Below are 21,171 nucleotides of genomic sequence, written 5' to 3' on the forward strand. Positions count from 1 at the left end.
GGTTGGATCGCTTGGCGATCATGGCGGCATCAGCGACCAAAGCAATCCGTTTGCTATTGAACTCCCAGCCTGGGAGATATCCCTGAAGCGACTGGCTCAAGGGACGGGTCAACAAACAAAAACAACAAGCCCGAAATCATAACAAAAACAAAGCACGCACCTACTTGGGGGGAGCTTCGGCTCCCCCAGTAGCTTCTCCCCCTTCCCTCCGTTTTCTGCCGTTCTCCCTTCGCCTTACACCATTTCCCCATCCAATGCTAGAATCCGCGCAGACTATGCGGCCATCCGCATGCCTTGCCAGACTCACCGCAGCCTTTGCGGCCCTCTCCCGCCTCGCGGCAATGGATGTACGGCCCCTGTTCGTTTCTGTCAGGATGCATGGCGCAGTCGGTTCCGGCGCCCGGGACACCCTGTGCGTCCCGGGGCCAAACATTCAACGGGTACAGAACACGCCTCGCCCGAGAGGTCCTGATAATGCCGTGGCATTACCCGACGTCCGTCCTGCTTGAGCAACGCAGGCGTGCAACCACCCACATCGTGCTCCCGATAACACATCCATGCTGAAAAAGCTGATCCAGACCATTCGCTCCCCCCTGCGCCGCCCGCGCGCCGTCCGTACAACGCCGGAAGTCATCGGTAACAACCAGCATTCCCTGCGCCGGGATCAGTTCAGCCGGAACGCCGTCAAGGTCGTCGAGATCCTCCAGCGAGCCGGCTACCAGGCCTATGTGGTGGGCGGTTGCGTACGCGACCAGATGCTCGGCATCGCCCCCAAGGACTTCGACGTCGCCACCAGCGCCACGCCGGAGCAGGTCCGCGCCGAGTTCCGCAACGCACGCATCATCGGCCGCCGCTTCAAGCTGGTGCACGTGCATTTCGGCCGCGAGATCATCGAGGTCGCCACCTTCCGCGCCCACCATCCGGAAGGCCAGGACGACGGCGACAGCCGCGCGTCGAGCAACGAAAGCGGTCGCATCCTGCGCGATAACGTCTACGGTAGTCTGGAAGACGATGCCCAGCGCCGCGACTTCACCATCAATGCCCTGTACTTCGATGTCACCAGCGAGCGCCTGCTCGACTACGCACACGGCGTGCACGACATCCGCAACCGCCTGATCCGCCTGATCGGCGATCCCGAGCAACGCTACCTGGAAGACCCGGTGCGGATGCTGCGCGCGGTGCGTTTCGCCGCCAAGCTCGACTTCGAGATCGAGAAGCACAGCGCCGCGCCGATCCGCCGGCTGGCGCCGCTGCTGCGGGAAATCCCTTCCGCCCGCCTGTTCGACGAAGTGCTCAAGCTGTTCCTCGCCGGCCGAGCCGAGCGTACCTTCGAACTGCTGGTCGAATACGAGCTGTTCGCACCGCTGTTCCCGGCCAGCGCCAAGGCGCTGCAGGCCAACCCCGACTACACCGGCAAGCTGATCCGCCAGGCCCTGGCCAATACCGATGCGCGCATCCGCCAGGGCAAGCCGGTCACCCCGGCCTTCCTCTTCGCCGCGCTGCTCTGGCCGGCCCTGCCGGCGCGTGTCGCGCAATTGCAGGAGAAAGGCATGCCGGCGATCCCGGCGATGCAGGAAGCCGCCCACGAACTGATCAGCGAGCAGTGCCAGCGGATCGCCATTCCCAAGCGCTTCACCCTGCCGATCCGCGAGATCTGGGACATGCAGGAACGCCTGCCGCGCCGCCAGGGCAAGCGCGCCGACCTGCTCCTGGAAAACCCGCGCTTCCGCGCCGGCTACGACTTCCTCCTGCTGCGCGAAAGCGCCGGCGAGCAAACCGACGGCCTCGGCCAGTGGTGGACCGACTACCAGGAAGTCAGCGACAGCGAGCGCCGCAACATGATTCGCGATCTGGCCGCCGGCCAGGAAGACGGCGGCGCCCCGCGCAAGCGTCGACGCGGCGGCAACAGCGGCCGCCGGCGGCGCGGGCCGCGCAAGGAAGGCAGCGGGAGCGGCGAATGATCCAGCGCGCGTATATCGCGCTGGGCAGCAACCTGGCGCAGCCCCGGGAGCAGATCCAGGCGGCCCTCGAGGCCCTGGCGCGTCTGCCGGATAGCCGCCTGGTCGCGGTCTCGCCACTCTATATCAGCGACCCGCTCGGCCCCGCCGATCAGCCACGCTTCGTCAACGGCGTGGCCGCCCTCGATACCACCCTGGCGCCGCTCGACCTGCTCGACGCGCTGCAGGCCATCGAGCAGGAACAGGGCCGTGTCCGCGACCTGCGCTGGGGACCGCGCACCCTCGACCTCGACATCCTGCTTTACGGCGAGCAACTGCTCGACCTGCCGCGCCTGAAGGTGCCGCATTACCACATGCAGGCCCGCGCCTTCGTGCTCTATCCCCTCGCCGACCTCGCCCCCGACCTGCTGCTGCCCGACGGCCGCCACCTGCCGGAGCTCCTCGCGGCCTGTCCCTTCGAAGGCATCGAACGGCTTCCAGCCGCCTGACGCTGGCCGCCGCAACTACCTCGCGGCGGGCTCTTCACACTGTTACCGAAAAGCTGGCGAACGACGCCGCGGATGCGCGTACACTGCGCGCGCAACCGCAGGCGGCGCGGCGTCCGCCAGTGGCAGTAACGCCGTAACAATGCGGTAACACCTGCAATTGACTTCGAGCCACCCCATCCGGACTATAAGTGGCCGTTTGCCCCGCGCCGGCTCATCACCGGCCCAACGAGGAGCCTTTCCATGCCTGATGTAACCCTGACCACCCTGCAAGGGTTGAAGCAGAGCGGCGAGAAGATCGCCATGCTGACCTGCTACGACGCCACCTTCGCCCACACCGCCAGCCAGGCCGGGGTGGACGTGCTTCTGGTCGGAGATTCGCTCGGAATGGTACTGCAGGGCCACGACAGCACCCTGCCGGTCAGCAACCAGGAAATGGCCTATCACACGTCCTGCGTGAAACGCGGCAACAAGGGCGCGCTGATCGTCACCGACCTGGCCTTCGAGTCCAGCCATTCCCTGGCCCAGACCCTGGCCGACGCGGTCCGCCTGATGCAGGCCGGCGCGCACATGGTCAAGCTGGAGGGGGGAGCCTGGCTGGCGGAGCCGATCGCCCGCCTGGCACAGATGGGCGTGCCGGTGTGCGCGCATCTCGGCCTGACCCCGCAGGCGGTCAACCTGTTCGGCGGCTTCAAGGTCCAGGGCCGCCAGGAAACCCAGGCGCGCCAGTTGCGTGCCGACGCCATCGCCCTGGAGCAGGCCGGCGCCGCGATGCTGCTGCTGGAGTGCGTGCCCAGCGTGCTGGCCGAAGAGATCACCCAGGCGGTGAAGATCCCGGTGATCGGCATCGGCGCCGGCCCGGCGACCGACGGCCAGGTGCTGGTCATGCACGACATGCTGGGGCTCTCGCTGACCGGCCGCTCGCCCAAGTTCGTCAAGGATTTCATGCAGGGCCAGGAAAGCATCCCGGCCGCCATCGCGGCCTATGTCCGCGCCGTCAAGGACGCATCCTTCCCCGCTGCCGAACACGGATTCAACGCATGAACACCGTCAAGACCGTCCGTGAACTGCGCGCCGCGGTGGCGCGCGCCCGCAGCGAAGGCAAGCGCATCGGTTTCGTGCCGACCATGGGCAACCTCCACGCCGGCCATGCCGCGCTGGTGAAGAAAGCCGGCGAACGCGCCGACTTCGTGGTCGTCAGCATCTTCGTCAACCCGCTGCAGTTCGGCCCCAGCGAAGACCTCGACAAGTACCCGCGGACCCTCGCGGCCGACCAGGAACGCCTGCTCGAGGCCGGTTGCCACCTGCTGTTCACGCCCGGGGTCGAGGAAATGTATCCCGACGGCATGGACGGCCAGACCCGCATCCATGTCCCCGGCGTCTCCGAAGGGCTCTGCGGCGCCAGCCGCCCCGGTCATTTCGAAGGCGTGGCGACCGTGGTCAGCAAGCTGCTGAACATGGTCCAGCCGGACCTCGCGCTGTTCGGCGAAAAGGACTTCCAGCAACTGGCGGTGATCCGCAAGCTGGTCCGCGACCTCAACCTGCCGGTGCAGATATTCGGCGAGCCGACGGTGCGTGCCGCCGACGGCCTGGCACTGTCCTCGCGCAATGGTTACCTCGACGAGCAGCAGCGCGCCACCGCGCCGGTGATCTACCGCACCCTGCAGCAGCTCGGTGAACGCCTGCGCACCGGCGCCGACGACTTCCCGGCTCTGCTCGCCGAGGCCCGGAGGGCCCTCGAGCAGGCCGGGTTGCGTCCGGACTACCTGGAGATCCGCGAGCCGGTCAGCCTGCGCCCGGGCGTTCCGGGGGACCGCCAACTGGTGATCCTGGCCGCCGCCTACCTGGGCGGTACGCGCCTGATCGACAACCTTTCGGTACAGCTCGACTGAACCGCCCCGGGCCCCCGGTTGCCGGGGGCTTGAGCGTCAATCACGGACTCGCCATACTCTGCCGCCCCGCGGACCCGATAGGAGTCGCCCCATGCACGCCATCATGCTCAAAGCCAAGTTGCATCGCGCCGAAGTCACCCATGCCGTCCTCGACTACGAAGGCTCCTGCGCCATCGACGGCGATTGGCTGGACCTCTCCGGAATCCGCGAATACGAACAGATCCAGATCTACAACGTCGACAACGGCGAGCGCTTCACCACCTATGCGATCCGCGCCGAGAACGGCTCGAAGATGATCTCGGTGAACGGCGCCGCGGCACACAAGGCCAAGGTCGGCGACCGCGTGATCATCTGCGCCTACGCCCACTACGGCGAAGCCGAACTGGCCAGCCACAAGCCGCGCATGCTGTACATGGCGCCGGGCAACCAGCTCAGCCATACCAGCGAGGCGATTCCGATACAGGTCGCCTGACCTCGCCCCCTCTGGATAAAGCCCGGTTTCATCCGGGCTTTTTCATGTTCAAATAAGTGCGCCATCGAATTCCAACCAGAAGGTCAGCCATGAAGCACCACCTCACTCCGCTGGATGCCACGCAACTCGACAGTTGGCGCGCCCTGGCCGCCCATCGCCAGGAACTGCAGGACTTCAGGATGCGCCAGGCGTTCATCGACGATCCGGAGCGCTTCAAGCGGTTTTCCTTCAGCGCCTGCGGGCTGTTCCTCGACTTCTCGAAGAACCTGGTGCGCCAGGACACCATCGACCTGCTGGTGAAGCTGGCCGAGGAAGCACGGCTCAGCGACGCGATCCGGGCGATGTTCGACGGCGAGGCGATCAATGCCTCCGAGCGCCGGCCGGTACTGCACACCGCGCTGCGTCGACCGATCGGCGACAAGGTGCTGGTCGATGGCGTCGACGTGATGCCGGAAGTCCACCGCGTCCTGCACCAGATGACCGAACTGGTCGGCTACGTGCACAACGGCCTGTGGCGCGGCTATACCGAGAAGCCGATCACCGACGTGGTGAACATCGGCATCGGCGGCTCCTTCCTCGGCCCGCAGCTGGTCTCCGAGGCCCTGCTGCCGTTCGCCCAGAAAGGCGTGCGCTGCCACTACCTGGCGAACATCGACGGCAGCGAGTTCCATGAGCTGGCCTGCCGCCTGAACGCCGAGACCACCCTGTTCATCGTTTCCTCCAAGTCCTTCGGCACCCTGGAAACCCTGAAGAACGCCCAGGCCGCGCGCGCCTGGTACCTGGCCCAGGGCGGCACCGAGGAAGAGCTCTATCGCCATTTCATCGCCGTCTCCAGCAACAAGGAAGCCGCCATCGCCTTCGGCATCCGCGAGGAGAACATCTTCCCGATGTGGGACTGGGTCGGCGGCCGCTACTCGCTGTGGTCGGCCATCGGCCTGCCGATCGCCATGTCCATCGGCATTTCCAACTTCAAGGAGCTGCTGTCCGGCGCCTACAACATGGACCAGCACTTCCAGACCGCCCCGTTCGAACGCAACATCCCGGTGCTGCTCGGCCTGCTGGGCGTCTGGTATGGCGACTTCTGGGGCGCGCGCAGCCATGCGATCCTGCCCTACGACTACTACCTGCGGAACATCACCGACCACCTGCAACAGCTGGACATGGAGTCCAACGGCAAGAGCGTGCGCCAGGACGGCACCCCGGTCACCAGCGGCACCGGCCCGGTGATCTGGGGCGGCGTCGGCTGCAACGGCCAGCACGCCTATCACCAGTTGCTGCACCAGGGCACCCAGCTGATCCCGGCGGATTTCATCGTCCCGGTGAGCAGCTACAATCCGGTCGCCGACCACCACCAGTGGCTGTACGCCAACTGCCTGTCGCAGAGCCAGGCGCTGATGCTGGGCAAGAGCCGCGAGGAAGCCGAGGCCGAGCTGCGTGCCAAGGGCCTGCCGGAAGCCGAGGTGCAGCGCCTGGCGCCGCACAAGGTGATCCCCGGCAACCGGCCGAGCAACACCCTGGTGGTCGAGCGCATCAGCGCCCGCCGCCTCGGCGCGCTGATCGCCATGTACGAGCACAAGGTCTACGTGCAGAGCATCCTCTGGGGCATCAACGCCTTCGACCAGTGGGGCGTGGAACTGGGCAAGGAACTCGGCAAGGGCGTCTACTCGCGGCTGGTCGGCAGCGAGGAGAAACCCGCCGAGGACGCCTCGACCCAGGGCCTGATCGACTTCTTCCGCGGTCGCCACCGCGGCTGATCGACCCGCTCGCGAAAGCCCGGCCCCGCGCCGGGCTTTTTCGTTGGCACCGGCGCCCTCCCCGCTCGCCCCTTTGCCACTTGAACATGGCACTCGCCTGGCCCACCCTTGGTCGAACCTGGAGAGGGGCCGCGCGCGGTCGCCTCGACACCTTGCGGAGCAGAAAAACAAAGGAAACCGCCATGTTCGAGATCAGCGTCCACCCGGTGCCGGAGGCCGTCCGCCAGCGTGCCTACCTGAACGATGACGACTACCGGCGCCTGTACCGCCAGTCCGTGGAAAATCCCGAGGAATTCTGGGGCGAGCAGGCCAAGGCCTTCCTCGACTGGTTCAAGCCCTGGCACAGCGTCCACCATGGCGATCTGAGAAAGGGCCAGGCCAGCTGGTTCAAGGGCGGCCAGCTGAACGTCGCCTACAACTGCATCGACCGCCATCTGGAGCGCCGCGGCGAGCAGATCGCCATCGTCTGGGAAGGCGACAATCCCAGCGAATCCGCGCATATCACCTACCGCAAGCTGCACCACAACGTCTGCCGCCTGGCCAACGTGCTGAAGAGCCGCGGGGTGGAGAAGGGCGACCGGGTCTGCATCTACATGCCGATGATTCCCGAGGCCGCCTACGCCATGCTCGCCTGCGCCCGCATCGGCGCGGTGCACTCGGTGGTGTTCGGCGGCTTTTCGCCGGACTCGCTGCGCGACCGCATCCTCGATGCCGACTGCCGCACCGTGATCACCGCCGACGAGGGCGTGCGCGGCGGCAAGTACATTCCGCTGAAACAGAATGTGGAAAAGGCGCTGGAGGATTGCCCGGAGGTCTCCACCGTGGTGGTGGTCGAGCGCACCCAGGGCGACATCCCCTGGGTCGAAGGTCGTGACCTCTGGTACCACGAGGCACTCCACGCGGCTTCCGCCGACTGCCCGGCGGAAGCGATGGACGCCGAGGACCCGCTGTTCATCCTCTATACCTCCGGCAGCACCGGCAAGCCGAAGGGCGTGTTGCACACCACCGGTGGCTACCTGCTCGGCGCGGCGATGACCCACAAGTACGTGTTCGACTACCACGACGGCGATGTCTACTGGTGCACCGCCGACGTCGGCTGGGTCACCGGGCACAGCTACATCGTCTACGGCCCGCTGGCCAACGGCGCCACCACCCTGATGTTCGAGGGCGTGCCCAACTACCCGGACGCCTCGCGCTTCTGGCAAGTGATCGACAAGCACCAGGTGAACATCTTCTACACCGCGCCGACCGCGATCCGCGCCCTGATGCGCGAAGGCGACGGGCCGGTGCGCCAGACCTCGCGCAGCAGCCTGCGCCTGCTCGGCTCGGTGGGCGAACCGATCAATCCGGAGGCCTGGGAGTGGTACTACCAGGTGGTCGGCGAGAAGCGTTGCCCGATCGTGGACACCTGGTGGCAGACCGAGACCGGCAGCATCCTGATCACCCCGCTGCCCGGCGCCACCGCGCTCAAACCGGGCTCGGCCACCCGGCCGTTCTTCGGTGTGCAACCGGTGCTGCTCGACGAGAAAGGCAAGGAAATCGACGGCGCGGGCAGCGGCGTGCTGGCGATCAAGGCCAGTTGGCCGAGCCAGATCCGCAGCGTCTACGGCGATCACCAGCGGATGATCGACACCTACTTCAAGCCCTACCCGGGCTACTACTTCAGCGGCGACGGCGCGCGGCGCGACGAGGACGGCTACTACTGGATCACCGGCCGGGTCGACGACGTGATCAACGTCTCCGGCCACCGCATCGGCACCGCCGAGGTCGAGAGCGCGCTGGTCCTGCACGACGCGGTGGCCGAAGCGGCGGTGGTCGGCTGCCCGCACGAGGTGAAGGGTCAGGCGATCTATGCCTTCGTCACCCTGATGGCCGGCAGCCAGCCCGACGAGGCGCTGCAGCAGGAACTGCTGGCGCTGGTCGGCAAGGAGATCGGCAGCTTCGCCAAGCCGGACCACCTGCAATGGGCGCCCAGCCTGCCGAAGACCCGCTCCGGCAAGATCATGCGGCGTATCCTGCGCAAGATCGCCTGCAACGAGCTGGACAGTCTCGGCGATACCTCGACCCTGGCCGATCCGGGAGTGGTGCAGGGGTTGATCGACAACCGCCTCAACCGCTGACCCGCGCAACCGTCCCGCCGCCCTGCGGCGCGGGACGGTTCCAGTCGCTCCGGCGCCTGGGTTAAGCTCGGGCCTGACCAGCCGTAGCGAGCCGCCCATGGAAAGTGTCCGTCGCCACATCGAAAGCCAGGTGCTGAGCCTTACCGGGCTCGCCGTGGGCGGCATCGACTTCGAGTCGCCGAAGGGCGATCCCGGCCTGTTCGGTCCTGGCGCGGCCTGCTGGAAAGTCCACGGCGACTTCAGCAGCATGATGATCGGCGGCATCGGCGCGCTGCTCCTGCAGATGCTCCATCCGCTGGCTCTGGCCGGGGTCTGGGACCATTCCAACTTCCGCGACGACCTGCTCGGGCGCCTGCGCCGCACCGGCCAGTTCGTCTCGGCCACCACCTACGGCCCGCTGGCCGACGCCGAGCGCCTGATCGAGCGGGTCCGGCGCATCCACGAAAGCGTCACCGGCCAACTGCCCGATGGCACGCCCTATTCCGCCAGCGATCCGGACCTGCTGACCTGGGTACACGTCGCCGAAGTCAGCAGCTTCCTCAAGTCCTACCTGCGCTATCTCAACCCCGGCCTGGCGGACAGCGAGCAGGACCGCTACTACGCGGAAATCGCCCAGGTCGCCGAACGCCTCGGCGCCCGCGATGTACCGCGCAACCGCCGGCAGATCGCCGCCTACCTGGAACGCATGCGCCCGCAACTGCGCTGCGACGAGCGCACCCGCGAGGTGGTACGGGTTCTCTTCGACGCGCCGGCGCCGAGCACCCTGGCCAAACCGTTCGGCGCACTGATGCTGCGCGCCGGCGCCGAACTGCTGCCGGCGTGGGCCGCGTCGATGCTCGGATTCTCCTTCAGCCCGCTGCGCCGCCGCCTGATCCGCAGCGGTGTCAGGCGCAGCGTACCGCTACTGCGCTGGGCGGTGCGAAACGCCTCCATGCACCGGGCCTGTCGACGAATGGGGCTGCCACCGGTGAGCCACTGATGGGCGAGGCCGGGAAATTTCGTGCCCCAGCGGCAAGAATACCCGTCCAAAGGCTCTGAATCGGCGCGAATCGCCGCCGGAACCTTGAGGCCGTGCCATACTCCAAGGCACCGCTTAGAACGGAAAATGAAATAGAGCCATGCCCAAAGGACTGAAACGCGCTGTCAGCGCCCTGCTGATCACCTTCCTCGTCTATTGCCTGCTGGGCTTCCTGCTCATCCCCGGCATCGGCCTGCGCGTCGCCAACCAGCAACTGGCGCAATACGCCACCGTCCCCGCGCGACTCGAACGCATCGAGTTCAACCCCTTCAGCCTGGAATTGACCCTCTGGGGCCTGCGTCTGGGCGACGAGACGAACCCCCAGGTCGCCTTCCGCCGGCTGTACGCCAACCTGCAGCTGGACAGCCTGTGGAAGCGCCAGTTGCACCTGGCCGACGTCGAGCTGGAAGGCCCGCATACCGAATTGCTGTTCGACGAGAAGGGCCAGCTCAACCTGGCCAGCCTGTTCAGGATCCCGCCGAGCGAATCGCCCGAGCCCGAGCAGCCGAGCGATCCGTTCCCGCTGCGCATCGACCGCATCCAACTGGCCGAGGGCAGCCTGCACTTCCAGGACCTGCGTCCGAGCGAGCCGGTCGACTTCAGCTTCGACCCGCTGGGCTTCGAGCTGCACAACCTCAGCACCCTGCCCGACGACGGCGCGAAGATGACCCTGGTCGCCACCGGCCCGAATGGCGGTCGCCTGGACTGGGAAGGCGACCTGACCCTGGTGCCGATCACTTCCAGAGGCCACCTCAGCATCAAGGATATCCAGCTCAAGGCCTGGTGGCCCTATGTCCGCGACAATGCCCCGCTGGTCCTGGAGAACGGCGTGGTCAGCCTCTCCAGCGACTATCGCCTGGACCTGTCCAAGGACACCCAGCTGCTGCTCGACAAGGCAGCCCTGAAGCTGGCCGACTTCAGCATCAATTCGCCCCAGGGCAAGCCACTGGCCAAGCTCGCCAGCCTCGACGTGGCCGCTACCACCCTGGACCTGGCCAAGCAGGAAGTGGTGCTCGGCGAAGTCCGCAGCCAGGGCCTGGAAGCCTGGGCCGCGCGGGAAAAGGATGGCCAGCTCGACTGGCAGAAACTGTTCGCCGATTTCACCCCGCCGCCGCGCAAAGCGCCTGCACCCAAGCCGAAGGAAAACACCGATCCCGCCGCGGAACCAGCCGAAACGGCGAAGGCCGCCAGCGAATCGGCGACCGACCGCGCCGCCAAGGCAACGGCGATAGCCTCGGGCGAAACGAGCAAGGACAAGCCGGCGGAGAAGGACGCCAGCGTCGCCGAGACGGAAAAGGCAGCGACCGGCAAAGAGCCCGCCAAGGTCGCGGAAAGCGCTGCCGGCAAGGGAGCCAGGCAAGAGACGAGCAAGGCTTCGGAGACCGGCAAGGCAACCGGACAGGAAACGGCCAAGACCGCGGAGATCGACAAGGCGACCAACGACACGGCGCAACAACTCGCCGACACTGCAAAGGCGCCTCCGCCCGATAGCGCGAAAGGCGCTGCGGAGACGCCTGCCAAACCCTGGCACGTCATCCTGCGCGACGCCCAGTTCCGCGGCTACAAGGCGCACCTGGTGGATCGCCAGCCAGCCACGGCGGTGCCGCTGGAAGTCGGCCCGCTGGACCTCGACCTGCAGAACGTCGACAGCCTCGGCAAGACCCCCTTCGACCTCAAGCTCAAGACCGGCCTCGGCAACCGCGGCCAGGTCCAGGCCAGCGGCCAGGTGGTGCTCGATCCGATCAGCGCCCGGCTCAAGGTCAGTACCCGCGACATCGATCTGCGCGTGGCCCAGGCCTACATTTCGCCATTCATCCGCCTGGAGCTGCGCAGCGGCTTTCTTGGCAGCGAACTGGCGGTCGACCTGAAGAGCGTCGAGCCGCTGGCCTTCAGCATCGACGGCAGCGCCGAAGTCAGCCAGTTGCACACCCTGGACACCCTCAAGGACCGCGACTTCGTCAAATGGACCAAGCTGACCCTCAACGGCCTCGCCTATCGGCATGAGGACAGCCTGTCGATCCAGAGCGTGTCCCTGGAGGAGCCCTACGCCCGCTTCATCATCAACGAAGATCGCAGCACCAACGTCAGCGAACTGATCATCCCGCAACCAGGCAGCTCGACCGGCAAGGCCGCCGCCGAAAGCGGGAATGCGCCGGCGGGCAAGCCGCTGGGCATCCACATCGGCGGCGTGCGGATCAACAACGGCTCGGCGAACTTCGCCGACCTGACCCTGATGCCGCCGTTCGGCACCGCCATCCAGCAGCTCAGCGGCGAAGTCGGCACCCTCGATACGCGCAACTCGCAGCCGGCCAAGATAGATATCAAGGGCAAGGTCGACAAGTACGCGCCGGTGACCATCGTCGGCGAGCTGGATCCGTTCGACCCGCTGAAGAAGCTCGATATCACCACCAGCTTCAAGCGCGTCGAGCTGACCACCCTGACGCCCTATTCCGGCAAGTTCGCCGGCTACCGTATCCGCAAGGGCCGGCTCAACCTCGACCTGCACTACCAGATCGAGCGCAGCCAGTTGAAAGCGGAAAACAAGGTCCTGCTGGAAGGCCTGCAGCTCGGCGAAAAGGTCGACAGCCCGGATGCCGTCGACCTGCCGGTGAAACTGGCAGTGGCCCTGCTCAAGGACACCAAGGGCAACATCGACATCCAGCTGCCGGTCGCCGGCGACCTGAACAACCCTGAGTTCAGCGTCATGCCGATCGTCTGGCAGACCCTGCGCAACCTGGTCCTGCGTGCCGTACAAGCGCCATTCAAGTTCATCGCCGGACTGGCCGCCGGCGGCGACGAAGACCTGGGCACGGTGCCGTTCGCCCCGGGCAGCGACGAGCTGTCGCCGGAGGCCCAGGCCAACCTGGACAAGCTCGCCGGTGCGCTCAAGGACCGCCCGGCGCTGCGCCTGGAAGTGGAAGGCGTGGCGTCCGCCGTGGCGGACGGACCCTCGATCGGCGCCAAGCGTCTCGAACTGGAATACCAGAACACCTACTACCGCATGTTGCAGCGGCGCGGCGACAAGGTACCGAGCGACGCCAAGCAGCTGGAAGTGCCGGAGAACATGCAGCCGGCGCTGCTCGAAGGCATCTACCGGGCCCGCCTGAAGCAACAGCCGCCGGCCGAGTGGAAGGAACTGGACAGCGACGAGCGCAGCGCGAAGATGCGCGAAGCGGTGATCGCCTCCTGGGCCAAGAGCCAGGTGCTGCTGCGCCAGATCGGCCAGGCCCGGGCCACCCGGATCAAGGACTACCTGGTGGAGAAAGGCCAGATGCCGGACGAACGCATCTACTTGATCGACGTCAGTTTCGCCGAAGGCGAGGACAAGGGTAATGTCGACACCCAACTGCACCTGGATAGCGAGTAATACCGTGCGCAAGCGATTCACCGCCCTGGCGGCCCCCCTGTTCCTCCTCGCCTGCGCTGCCGCGCAGGCCGACACCATGCGCTGCGGCAGCGCGCTGGTCAGCGTTGGCGACCGCGCCTTCGAAGTGCAGCAGAAATGCGGCGATCCGGATCACCGCGACGATGTCGGCTATACCCTCGGCAGCCATGATCGGCGGGAATTCAAGGTCGAGGAATGGGTATACGGACCGCGCAACGGCGTCACCTACATCCTGACCTTCGAGGCCAACAAGCTCAGACGCATCGAGTTCAAGCGTTGAGCCGCGCCCTCCTCTACGCCGGCCTTCTGGCGCTGCTGCCGCTGGCCCAGGCGCAGGCCGATTCGCTGCGCTGCGGCAGCCGGCTGGTCAGCAGCGGCGACAGCAGCAGCGATGTCCTCGAGCGCTGCGGCGAGCCACGCAGCCGCGACAGCCTGGGCTATCGCGAGGTCGTCGGCGAGTGGGGCAAACGCTACGAGGTGGAAGTCCAGGAATGGGTCTACGGCCCATGGAACGGCATGCTGTATTTCGTCCGTTTCGAGGGCAACCGCCTCAGCGCCATCCAGAGCCGCCGGGGCAACTGAGAGCCCTCATGAAAGAAGCCCCGCCGGGCAAAACCCGGCGGGGCTTCCTTACTGCCTGGGTTACAGGCGGTCGCTGAAGTCGCGGACTTCCTGTTCGGCCCGTTCCTTGGACCATCCATAGCGTTCCTGCAGCTTGCCGACCAGGTACTCGGCATGTCCGTCGGCAGCCTGGAGATCATCGTCGGTCAGGTCGCCCCAACGCTCCTTGATCTTGCCGGTGAGTTGCTTCCACTTGCCTTTGATCACATCGGAATTCATCGGTGGTCTCCTGAGTGACGTGGGAAAAGGATCTCGTTCGGCTCGACCGTGATTATTCGACCGATTTCAGGCCGTCGGCAGAAACGGCCTTCACGCCCTTGATGCCCTTGGCGGTCTCGATCGCCAGGTCACGCTCGGCATCGCTCTTCACGTTGCCGGACAGGGAAACCACACCCTTGTTGGTTTCGACCTTGATATCGACGCCACTCACGTTCTTGTTGGCGATCAGGCTGGATTTCACCTTGCTGGTGATCCAGGTGTCGGAAACCGCTTCTTCGGTTTTCTGCATAGTGTCGTTGGCCGCCAGGCTGATGGGCTGGGCAGCGAACGCATTGGCCATCGAGAAGCTCAGAGCAGTGGCAGTAGCAGCGGCAATAGCGAGTTTGCTGAATTTCATCGCGGTTTCTCCTATGGATTTCGAAAAACTGCAGCCATTCCTGGCGGCAGTTGCATAAGAGATATCGCAAGCGTTGTGCCAGTTTTTTTGAAAAATAAAAACCTTTAAAAACAATAAGTTATAAAAATTGCGGAAAGCGAGACGGTTGCAGAATGCCGAATTCGCCCGGTTTCGGCTTGCAAAATGCAAGGATCCCCCGCTTCACCCGGACCGACTCCCACGGCAGAAACGAAAACAGGGCCCGAAGGCCCTGTTTCGATTCGATCGCGACTCGACTTATACGCCGGAAGCTTCGGCGGCAGCTACGTCCTTGATCGACAGCTTGATGCGACCACGGTTGTCCACGTCGAGCACCAGGACCTTCACCTCCTGGCCTTCCTGCAGCACGTCGGTGACCTTGTCGATGCGCTTGTCGCTGATCTGCGAGATGTGCACCAGGCCATCCTTGCCCGGCAGGATGTTGACGAAGGCACCGAAATCGACGATGCGCTCGACCTTGCCGACGTAGATCTTGCCGATCTCGGCTTCCGCGGTGATCGCCAGCACGCGCTGCTTGGCGGCCTCTGCGGCTTCCTTGGTTTCGCCGTAGATCTTCACGCTGCCATCGTCCTCGATATCGATCGAGGCCTTGGTTTCTTCGCAGATCGCACGGATGGTGGCGCCACCCTTGCCGATGACGTCGCGGATCTTGTCCGAGTCGATCTTCATCTGCAGCATGGTCGGCGCGTTCTCCGACAGCTCGGCGCGCGGCCTGGCGATGACCTGGTTCATCTGGCCGAGGATGTTCAGGCGAGCTTCCAGGGCCTGGCCCAGGGCGATCTCCATGATCTCTTCGGTGATGCCGTTGATCTTGATGTCCATCTGCAGGGCGGTGACGCCCTTGTCGGTACCGGCGACCTTGAAGTCCATGTCGCCCAGGTGGTCTTCGTCACCCAGGATGTCGGTCAGGACGGCGAACTTCTCGCCCTCCTTCACCAGGCCCATCGCGATACCGGCAACCGGCGCCTTGACCGGCACGCCGGCGTCCATCAGTGCCAGCGAAGCGCCGCACACGGAAGCCATGGAGCTGGAACCGTTGGACTCGGTGATCTCGGACACCACGCGAATGGTGTAGGGGAATTCGTCCTGGGTCGGCAGCATGGCGGCGACGCCGCGACGGGCCAGGCGGCCATGGCCGATTTCACGACGGCCCGGGCTGCCCATGCGACCGCACTCGCCTACCGAGAAGGGCGGGAAGTTGTAGTGCAGCATGAAGGCGTCCTTGCGCTCGCCTTCCAGGGTGTCCAGCAGCTGGGCATCGCGGGCGGTGCCGAGGGTGGCGACGACCAGGGCCTGGGTTTCGCCGCGGGTGAACAGCGCGGAGCCGTGGGTCTTGCCGAGCACGCCGACTTCGATGCGCAGCGGACGCACGGTACGGGTGTCACGACCGTCGATGCGCGGCTTGCCATTGACGATGTTCTCGCGAACGGTGCGGTATTCCAGCAGGCCGAACACGTCCTTGACCTCGGAAGCCGGGAACTTGCCCTCTTCCTCGCCGGCGAACAGCGCCACGGCCTGGTCGCGCAGCTCGCCCAGGCGGTTGTAGCGGTCCTGCTTGATGGTGATGGTGTAGGCCTGGGAAATCGCCTCGCCCAGCTCGGCCTTGATGGCGTTGACCAGCACGGTGTTCTCGGCCGGGGCTTTCCAGTCCCAGGCCGGCTTGCCGGCTTCGGCGGCCAGTTCCTTGACGGCACGGATCACCGCCTGGAATTCGTCGTGGGCGAACAGCACGGCGCCGAGCATCTGGTCTTCGGTCAGCTCGTCAGCCTCGGACTCCACCATCAGCACCGCGTCTTCGGTACCGGCCACGACCATGTCGAGGCTGGAGCTCTGCAGTTGCTCGTAGGTCGGGTTGAGGATGTAGCCGATTTCCGGGTGGAAGCCGACGCGTGCGGCGCCGATCGGGCCGGCGAACGGAATGCCGGAGATCGCCAGGGCGGCGGAGGTGCCGATCATCGCGGCGATGTCCGGATCGGACTTCTTGTTGGTGGAAACGACGGTGCAGACGACCTGCACTTCATTCATGAAACCTTCGGGGAACAGCGGACGGATCGGACGATCGATCAGGCGCGAGGTGAGGGTTTCCTTCTCGGAAGGACGCCCTTCACGCTTGAAGAAACCGCCGGGGATACGGCCTGCCGCGTAGGTCTTTTCCTGGTAATGCACGGACAGCGGGAAGAAGTCGCGGCCCTCGGCCGGCGACTTGGCGCCGACCACGGTGACCAGCACGCTGACGTCGTCCATGGTGACCAGTACGGCGCCGGTGGCCTGGCGAGCGATACGGCCGGTCTCGAGAGTGACGGTCGACTGACCGAACTGGAATTGCTTGGTTACCGGGTTCACGGTGTCTTTACCTTCTATGTTGCCTTGGGGGAAATCGGTGGAATGCCGGGAGTCGGACCCGAATCGATTCCTAGAAAGCGCGAAGCTGGAAGCCCGACGCCGATACCCGCCTCGTGTGCGGGTACCGACGCCAGACTTCCAGCTCCTGCTTCAAGCTGCCGACCGGCGTCGCTTAGCGACGCAGACCCAGACGGCCGATGAGGGCGGTGTAACGGGATACGTCCTTGCCCTTCAGGTAGTCCAGCAGCTTACGGCGCTGGTTAACCATACGGATCAGACCACGGCGGGAATGGTGATCCTTGCCGTTGGCCTTGAAGTGATCCTGCAGCTTGTTGATGTTGGCGGACAGCAGGGCTACCTGCACTTCCGGGGAACCGGTGTCGCCTTCAGCTTGCTTGTATTCGTTAACGATCTGCGCTTTTTCTTCAACGCTCAGTGCCATGATGGGCTTCCTCTGAGTGAACAGGCCGGGAATCGCTTCCCGTGTTTTAAAAGGAGGAATGACCGTGCCTGCTGACAGCCACCCTCGTATCGGCCTTATGACCGAATCAGTCGACGCGGGGCGATACGCCCGTCGTCGGTCACTTCACCGATGCCGATGAAACGACCTGTATGATCCTGCACCCGCAACCAGCCGAACTTCGGCGCTTCCGGGGCTCGCACCGGCTGCCCGTGCAGCCAGTAGTACGCACTGTGCTCGGACAACTGCAGCACCGGCCAATGCAGCAGGCCGCTGTCTTCCGGCATCAGGAACTGGTCCAGCGCTTCCGGACCACCTTCGGCATGCACGCGCTCGAGCGTCTCGAGGGTGATCGCCTGGGCCAGGACGAACGGCCCGGCCTGGGTCCGCCGCAGTGCCGCGACGTGCGCGCCGCAGCCCAGGACCTGGCCAAGGTCCTCCACCAGCGTACGCACGTAGGTGCCTTTGCTGCAGGAAACGGCCAGGGTCGCGCAGGGCGGCTCGAAGGAGAGCAAACCCAGGCGCGTAATAGTAACAGAACGCGCCTCGCGCTCCACTACCTCTCCTGCACGAGCGAGCTTGTACAGCGGTTGCCCGTCCTTCTTCAGCGCCGAGTACATCGGCGGCACCTGCTCTATGTCGCCACGGAAGCGCGGCAGGGCCTGCTCGAGATCGTCCCGACCGACGGTCACCTCGCGCTCGGCGAGCATCTCGCCCTCGGCGTCGCCGGTGGTGGTGGTGATGCCCATGCGCATCACCGTCTCGTAGCCCTTGTCGGCATCGAGCAGGTACTGGGAGAACTTGGTCGCCTCGCCGAAGCACAGCGGCAGGACGCCGGTGGCCAGCGGATCGAGGCTGCCGGTATGGCCGGCCTTCTCGGCGTTGAGCAGCCAGCGGACTTTCTGCAGGGCCTGGTTGGAACTCATGCCGCGCGGCTTGTCGAGCACCAGGATGCCACTGATGGAACGGCGGATACGCTTCACCTGGGCCACGCTCAGTCCTCGGACTCGTCGCCGTGGCGACGGTCTTCCGCCACTGCGCGCTCGATCAGCGCGGACAGCTCGGCGCCACGACGGATGCTTTCGTCGTAGTGGAAATGCAGCTGCGGCACGCTGCGCAGCTTCATCGACTTGCCGAGCAGCATGCGCAGGTAGCCCGCCGCGTCGTTGAGGATTTCCATGTTCAGGGCGACCCGCTCGGCGTCGTCCTGGCCCATGACCGTGATGAACACCTTGGCATGCGCCACGTCGCGGCTGACCTCGACACCGGTGATGGTGACCAGGCCCAGGCGCGGGTCCTTGATCTCGCGCTGGATCAGTTGGGCCAGCTCGCGTTGCATCTGATCGCCGATACGCTGGGTACGGCTGTAGTCTTTTGCCATTTTTCAACCTGCCTCCAGCGACACCCGGTCACTGGAAAAAAAAGCGACAAACGCCCGGGACAGCTGGAAGCCGGCCCGGGCGCTGTGGTTACGCACTCGCCATCAAAGGCTGCGTGCGACTTCGACCTTCTCGAACACTTCGATCTTGTCGCCGACCTTCACGTCGTTGTAGCTCTTCACGCCGATGCCGCACTCCATGCCGGCACGCACTTCGGCGACGTCGTCCTTGAAGCGACGCAGGGATTCCAGCTCGCCCTCGAAGATGACCACGTCGTCGCGCAGCACGCGGATCGGACGGTTGCGGTGCACCATGCCCTCGGTGACCATGCAGCCGGCGATCGCGCCGAACTTCGGCGAGCGGAACACGTCGCGCACTTCGGCGATGCCGAGGATGTTCTCGCGCAGGTCGCTGCCGAGCATACCGGTCAGGGCCTTCTTGACGTCTTCGATGATGTCGTAGATCACGTTGTAGTAACGCATATCCAGACCTTCGGCTTCGACGATCTTGCGCGCGCCGGCGTCGGCGCGCACGTTGAAGCCGAACAGCACCGCGTTGGAGGCCAGCGCCAGGTTGGCATCGGACTCGGTGATGCCACCGACGCCGCCGCCGACCACGCGGACCTGCACTTCGTCGTTGCCCAGGCCGCTGAGCGAGCCTTGCAGGGCCTCGAGCGAACCGCGCACATCGGCCTTGAGGACGATGTTGAGGGTCTTCTTCTCTTCCTGGCCCATGTTCTCGAAGATGTTTTCCAGCTTGCCGGCATGGGCACGCGCCAGTTTCACCTCGCGGAACTTGCCTTGACGGAACAGGGCGACTTCGCGGGCCTTCTTCTCGTCGGCGACCACGGTCATCTCGTCACCGGCGTCCGGCGTGCCGTCCAGGCCGAGGATCTCGACCGGGATCGACGGGCCGGCTTCCTTGATCGGCTTGCCGTTCTCGTCGAGCATGGCGCGGACGCGACCGTAGTTGATGCCGACCAGCACCATGTCGCCCTGACGCAGGGTACCGTCCTGGACCAGCACGGTGGCCACCGGGCCACGGCCCTTGTCCAGGCGCGACTCCACCACCACGCCACGGCCCGGGGCCGACGGAGTGGCTTTCAGTTCGAGCACTTCCGCCTGCAGCAGGACCGCTTCGAGCAGTTCATCGACGCCAGTACCGAGCTTCGCCGAAACCGGGACGAAGGGAGCGTCGCCGCCCCACTCTTCCGGAATCACGTCGAGGGCGGCCAGGCCGTTCTTGATGTTGTCCGGGTTGGCTTCGGGCTTGTCGATCTTGTTCACCGCGACCACGATCGGTACACCCGCCGCTTTCGCGTGCTGCACGGCTTCCTGGGTCTGCGGCATCACGCCGTCGTCCGCCGCGACCACCAGGATCACGATGTCGGTCGCCTGGGCGCCACGGGCACGCATCGCGGTGAACGCGGCGTGGCCAGGGGTGTCCAGGAAGGTCACCATGCCACGCTCGGTTTCGACGTGGTAGGCACCGATATGCTGGGTGATGCCACCGGCCTCGCCCGCGGCGACCTTGGCACGGCGGATGTAGTCCAGCAGCGAGGTCTTGCCGTGGTCAACGTGGCCCATCACGGTCACGACCGGCGCGCGGGTGACCGCTTCGCCTTCGAACTTGAGGGACTCGGCCAGTTGTTCTTCCAGCGCGTTCTCGCTGACCAGCTTGACCTTGTGGCCCAGCTCTTCGGCGACCAGTTGCGCGGTTTCCTGGTCCAGGACCTGGTTGATGGTCACCGGGGAGCCCATCTTGAACATGAACTTGACGACTTCGGCGCCCTTGACCGACATCTGGGCGGCCAACTCGGCTACGGTGATGGTCTCACCGATGTTCACTTCACGCACGATAGGTCCTGTCGGGTTCTGGAACCCGTGCTGGTTGCGCTTCTTCAGCTTCGACTTGCCACCACGGCCGCCACGACGGTAGCCATCGCTTTCCTCGTCGGTGCTGCGCGGGGCTACGCGCGGAGCCGGAGCCTTTTCCTTTTCCTTGACCGAAGGACGGTGCTGCGTGTGCTTGCGGTCGCGGCGCTCGTCGTCCTCGTCACGCTTGGGCACGCGACGCGGTTCTTCCTTCTTGCGCTCTTCGGCGGCGGCGGGCTTGGCCACCGGCTCGGCCGCGGCGACCTCGACGGCAGCCGCCGGCTGGGCGCTGACCGCCTCTTCCGCAGCCTTGGCACGCGCGGCTTCTTCCGCCTTGCGGGCTTCTTCCTCGGCACGCTGGCGTGCCGCAGCCTCTTCCGCCTTCAGGCGTTCGGCTTCTTCCGCGGCGCGCTGCTCCTCGAGCTCACGCTGGCGCTCGGCCTCGATCTCGTCGGGGCTGCGCTTGACGTAGGTTTTCTTCTTGCGAACTTCAACGCTCACCGTCTTGCTGCCACCGACCTTCAGGGTGGTGGTGGTCTTGCGTTGCAGGGTGATCTTGCGCGGTTCGCTGGCGCGATCGCCATGGCTGCCTTTCAGGTGGGTCAGCAGCGCTTGCTTCTCGCTATCCGTTACAACTTGTTCGGCACTGGTGTGCGGCAGACCTGCGTCACGCATCTGCAGCAGCAGGCGCTCCACCGGTGTGTCGACCACCTGGGCCAGTTCTTTCACCGTGACTTGCGTCATGCACTTCTCTC

The 21,171-nt window shown here is 65.4% G+C and carries 18 protein-coding genes; 11 read left to right on the forward strand and 7 right to left on the reverse strand.

The features are described 5' to 3' along the window. Positions 1–557 precede the first annotated feature (557 nt). The 11 genes from B7D75_RS24495 (at position 558) to B7D75_RS24545 (ending at position 13,666) form a co-directional block, all read left to right on the forward strand. Positions 558–1,961 carry a polynucleotide adenylyltransferase PcnB gene (locus B7D75_RS24495; RefSeq protein ID WP_033998106.1) on the forward strand — a complete coding sequence of 468 codons (1,404 nt, stop codon included), beginning with the start codon at positions 558–560 and terminating at the stop codon, positions 1,959–1,961. Further along, complete coding sequence (gene folK, locus B7D75_RS24500) at positions 1,958–2,446, forward strand: 2-amino-4-hydroxy-6-hydroxymethyldihydropteridine diphosphokinase (RefSeq protein ID WP_058129797.1); 489 nt, start codon at positions 1,958–1,960, stop codon at positions 2,444–2,446. Before B7D75_RS24495 ends, folK begins: the two co-directional genes overlap by 4 nt. Positions 2,447–2,686: 240 nt before the next feature. Next, entirely contained in the window at positions 2,687–3,487 is an 801-nt protein-coding gene (panB, locus tag B7D75_RS24505; protein WP_043104458.1) for a 3-methyl-2-oxobutanoate hydroxymethyltransferase, read from the forward strand. Continuing rightward, a complete protein-coding gene (gene panC, locus B7D75_RS24510; RefSeq protein WP_043104455.1) occupies positions 3,484–4,335 on the forward strand; it encodes a pantoate--beta-alanine ligase in 852 nt (283 codons plus the stop codon). The genes panB and panC overlap by 4 nt, the downstream gene beginning before the upstream one ends. Before the next feature lie 91 nt (positions 4,336–4,426). Further along, positions 4,427–4,807, forward strand: coding sequence for an aspartate 1-decarboxylase (panD, locus tag B7D75_RS24515; RefSeq protein ID WP_003148753.1), 381 nt, complete (start codon positions 4,427–4,429; stop codon positions 4,805–4,807). An 89-nt stretch (positions 4,808–4,896) separates the two neighbouring features. Next, positions 4,897–6,561, forward strand: coding sequence for a glucose-6-phosphate isomerase (pgi, locus tag B7D75_RS24520; protein ID WP_033998104.1), 1,665 nt, complete (start codon positions 4,897–4,899; stop codon positions 6,559–6,561). Between the two features lie 182 nt (positions 6,562–6,743). Continuing rightward, a complete protein-coding gene (acs, locus tag B7D75_RS24525) occupies positions 6,744–8,681 on the forward strand; it encodes an acetate--CoA ligase (protein WP_003148751.1) in 1,938 nt (645 codons plus the stop codon). 97 nt (positions 8,682–8,778) lie between these two features. Further along, the gene (locus B7D75_RS24530) at positions 8,779–9,660 is read left to right on the forward strand and encodes an oxygenase MpaB family protein (RefSeq protein ID WP_107114506.1); all 882 of its coding nucleotides are present in this window, start codon (positions 8,779–8,781) and stop codon (positions 9,658–9,660) included. Positions 9,661–9,799: 139 nt separating this feature from the next. Continuing rightward, positions 9,800–13,066 carry a DUF748 domain-containing protein gene (locus B7D75_RS24535; RefSeq protein WP_107114507.1) on the forward strand — a complete coding sequence of 1,089 codons (3,267 nt, stop codon included), beginning with the start codon at positions 9,800–9,802 and terminating at the stop codon, positions 13,064–13,066. 4 nt (positions 13,067–13,070) lie between these two features. Then, positions 13,071–13,364 (forward strand): DUF2845 domain-containing protein, encoded by a 294-nt coding sequence (locus B7D75_RS24540; RefSeq protein WP_012077487.1) that lies wholly within the window; start codon positions 13,071–13,073, stop codon positions 13,362–13,364. Then, positions 13,361–13,666: a DUF2845 domain-containing protein gene (locus tag B7D75_RS24545; protein WP_003148743.1), complete on the forward strand. Its 306-nt coding sequence runs from the start codon at positions 13,361–13,363 to the stop codon at positions 13,664–13,666. The genes B7D75_RS24540 and B7D75_RS24545 overlap by 4 nt, the downstream gene beginning before the upstream one ends. Positions 13,667–13,726: 60 nt before the next feature. On the opposite strand, the gene B7D75_RS24550 is transcribed toward B7D75_RS24545, so the two are convergent. The 7 genes from B7D75_RS24550 to infB form a co-directional block, all read right to left on the reverse strand. After that, on the reverse strand, positions 13,727–13,924 hold the full coding sequence (locus B7D75_RS24550) for a CsbD family protein (protein WP_003095174.1): 198 nt from the start codon (positions 13,922–13,924) through the stop codon (positions 13,727–13,729). A gap of 52 nt (positions 13,925–13,976) precedes the next feature. Then, positions 13,977–14,321: a BON domain-containing protein gene (locus B7D75_RS24555; RefSeq protein WP_003095177.1), complete on the reverse strand. Its 345-nt coding sequence runs from the start codon at positions 14,319–14,321 to the stop codon at positions 13,977–13,979. 276 nt (positions 14,322–14,597) lie between these two features. Further along, positions 14,598–16,703 (reverse strand): polyribonucleotide nucleotidyltransferase, encoded by a 2,106-nt coding sequence (pnp, locus tag B7D75_RS24560; RefSeq protein WP_003148740.1) that lies wholly within the window; start codon positions 16,701–16,703, stop codon positions 14,598–14,600. 172 nt (positions 16,704–16,875) lie between these two features. Next, positions 16,876–17,145, reverse strand: a complete 270-nt coding sequence (rpsO, locus tag B7D75_RS24570; protein ID WP_003095184.1) for a 30S ribosomal protein S15 — start codon at positions 17,143–17,145, stop codon at positions 16,876–16,878. 95 nt (positions 17,146–17,240) lie between these two features. Beyond that, positions 17,241–18,155 carry a tRNA pseudouridine(55) synthase TruB gene (truB, locus tag B7D75_RS24575; protein ID WP_107114508.1) on the reverse strand — a complete coding sequence of 305 codons (915 nt, stop codon included), beginning with the start codon at positions 18,153–18,155 and terminating at the stop codon, positions 17,241–17,243. Positions 18,156–18,157: 2 nt separating this feature from the next. Next, on the reverse strand, positions 18,158–18,544 hold the full coding sequence (gene rbfA, locus B7D75_RS24580) for a 30S ribosome-binding factor RbfA (RefSeq protein WP_003148736.1): 387 nt from the start codon (positions 18,542–18,544) through the stop codon (positions 18,158–18,160). 102 nt (positions 18,545–18,646) lie between these two features. Further along, positions 18,647–21,160 (reverse strand): translation initiation factor IF-2, encoded by a 2,514-nt coding sequence (gene infB, locus B7D75_RS24585; RefSeq protein WP_003148734.1) that lies wholly within the window; start codon positions 21,158–21,160, stop codon positions 18,647–18,649. Positions 21,161–21,171 lie beyond the last annotated feature (11 nt).

It is taken from the genome of Pseudomonas paraeruginosa, from assembly GCF_003025345.2.
GTDB classification, from domain to species: domain Bacteria; phylum Pseudomonadota; class Gammaproteobacteria; order Pseudomonadales; family Pseudomonadaceae; genus Pseudomonas; species Pseudomonas paraeruginosa.

What these genes read in the sequence shown, in the direction of transcription:
- B7D75_RS24495 (WP_033998106.1), top strand. Translation starts at nt 558, where the DNA reads ATGCTGAAAAAGCTGATCCAGACCATTCGCTCCCCCCTGCGCCGCCCG.
- folK (WP_058129797.1), top strand. Translation starts at nt 1,958, where the DNA reads ATGATCCAGCGCGCGTATATCGCGCTGGGCAGCAACCTGGCGCAGCCC.
- panB (WP_043104458.1), top strand. Translation starts at nt 2,687, where the DNA reads ATGCCTGATGTAACCCTGACCACCCTGCAAGGGTTGAAGCAGAGCGGC.
- panC (WP_043104455.1), top strand. Translation starts at nt 3,484, where the DNA reads ATGAACACCGTCAAGACCGTCCGTGAACTGCGCGCCGCGGTGGCGCGC.
- panD (WP_003148753.1), top strand. Translation starts at nt 4,427, where the DNA reads ATGCACGCCATCATGCTCAAAGCCAAGTTGCATCGCGCCGAAGTCACC.
- pgi (WP_033998104.1), top strand. Translation starts at nt 4,897, where the DNA reads ATGAAGCACCACCTCACTCCGCTGGATGCCACGCAACTCGACAGTTGG.
- acs (WP_003148751.1), top strand. Translation starts at nt 6,744, where the DNA reads ATGTTCGAGATCAGCGTCCACCCGGTGCCGGAGGCCGTCCGCCAGCGT.
- B7D75_RS24530 (WP_107114506.1), top strand. Translation starts at nt 8,779, where the DNA reads ATGGAAAGTGTCCGTCGCCACATCGAAAGCCAGGTGCTGAGCCTTACC.
- B7D75_RS24535 (WP_107114507.1), top strand. Translation starts at nt 9,800, where the DNA reads ATGCCCAAAGGACTGAAACGCGCTGTCAGCGCCCTGCTGATCACCTTC.
- B7D75_RS24550 (WP_003095174.1), bottom strand. Translation starts at nt 13,924, where the DNA reads ATGAATTCCGATGTGATCAAAGGCAAGTGGAAGCAACTCACCGGCAAG.
- B7D75_RS24555 (WP_003095177.1), bottom strand. Translation starts at nt 14,321, where the DNA reads ATGAAATTCAGCAAACTCGCTATTGCCGCTGCTACTGCCACTGCTCTG.
- rpsO (WP_003095184.1), bottom strand. Translation starts at nt 17,145, where the DNA reads ATGGCACTGAGCGTTGAAGAAAAAGCGCAGATCGTTAACGAATACAAG.
- rbfA (WP_003148736.1), bottom strand. Translation starts at nt 18,544, where the DNA reads ATGGCAAAAGACTACAGCCGTACCCAGCGTATCGGCGATCAGATGCAA.
- infB (WP_003148734.1), bottom strand. Translation starts at nt 21,160, where the DNA reads ATGACGCAAGTCACGGTGAAAGAACTGGCCCAGGTGGTCGACACACCG.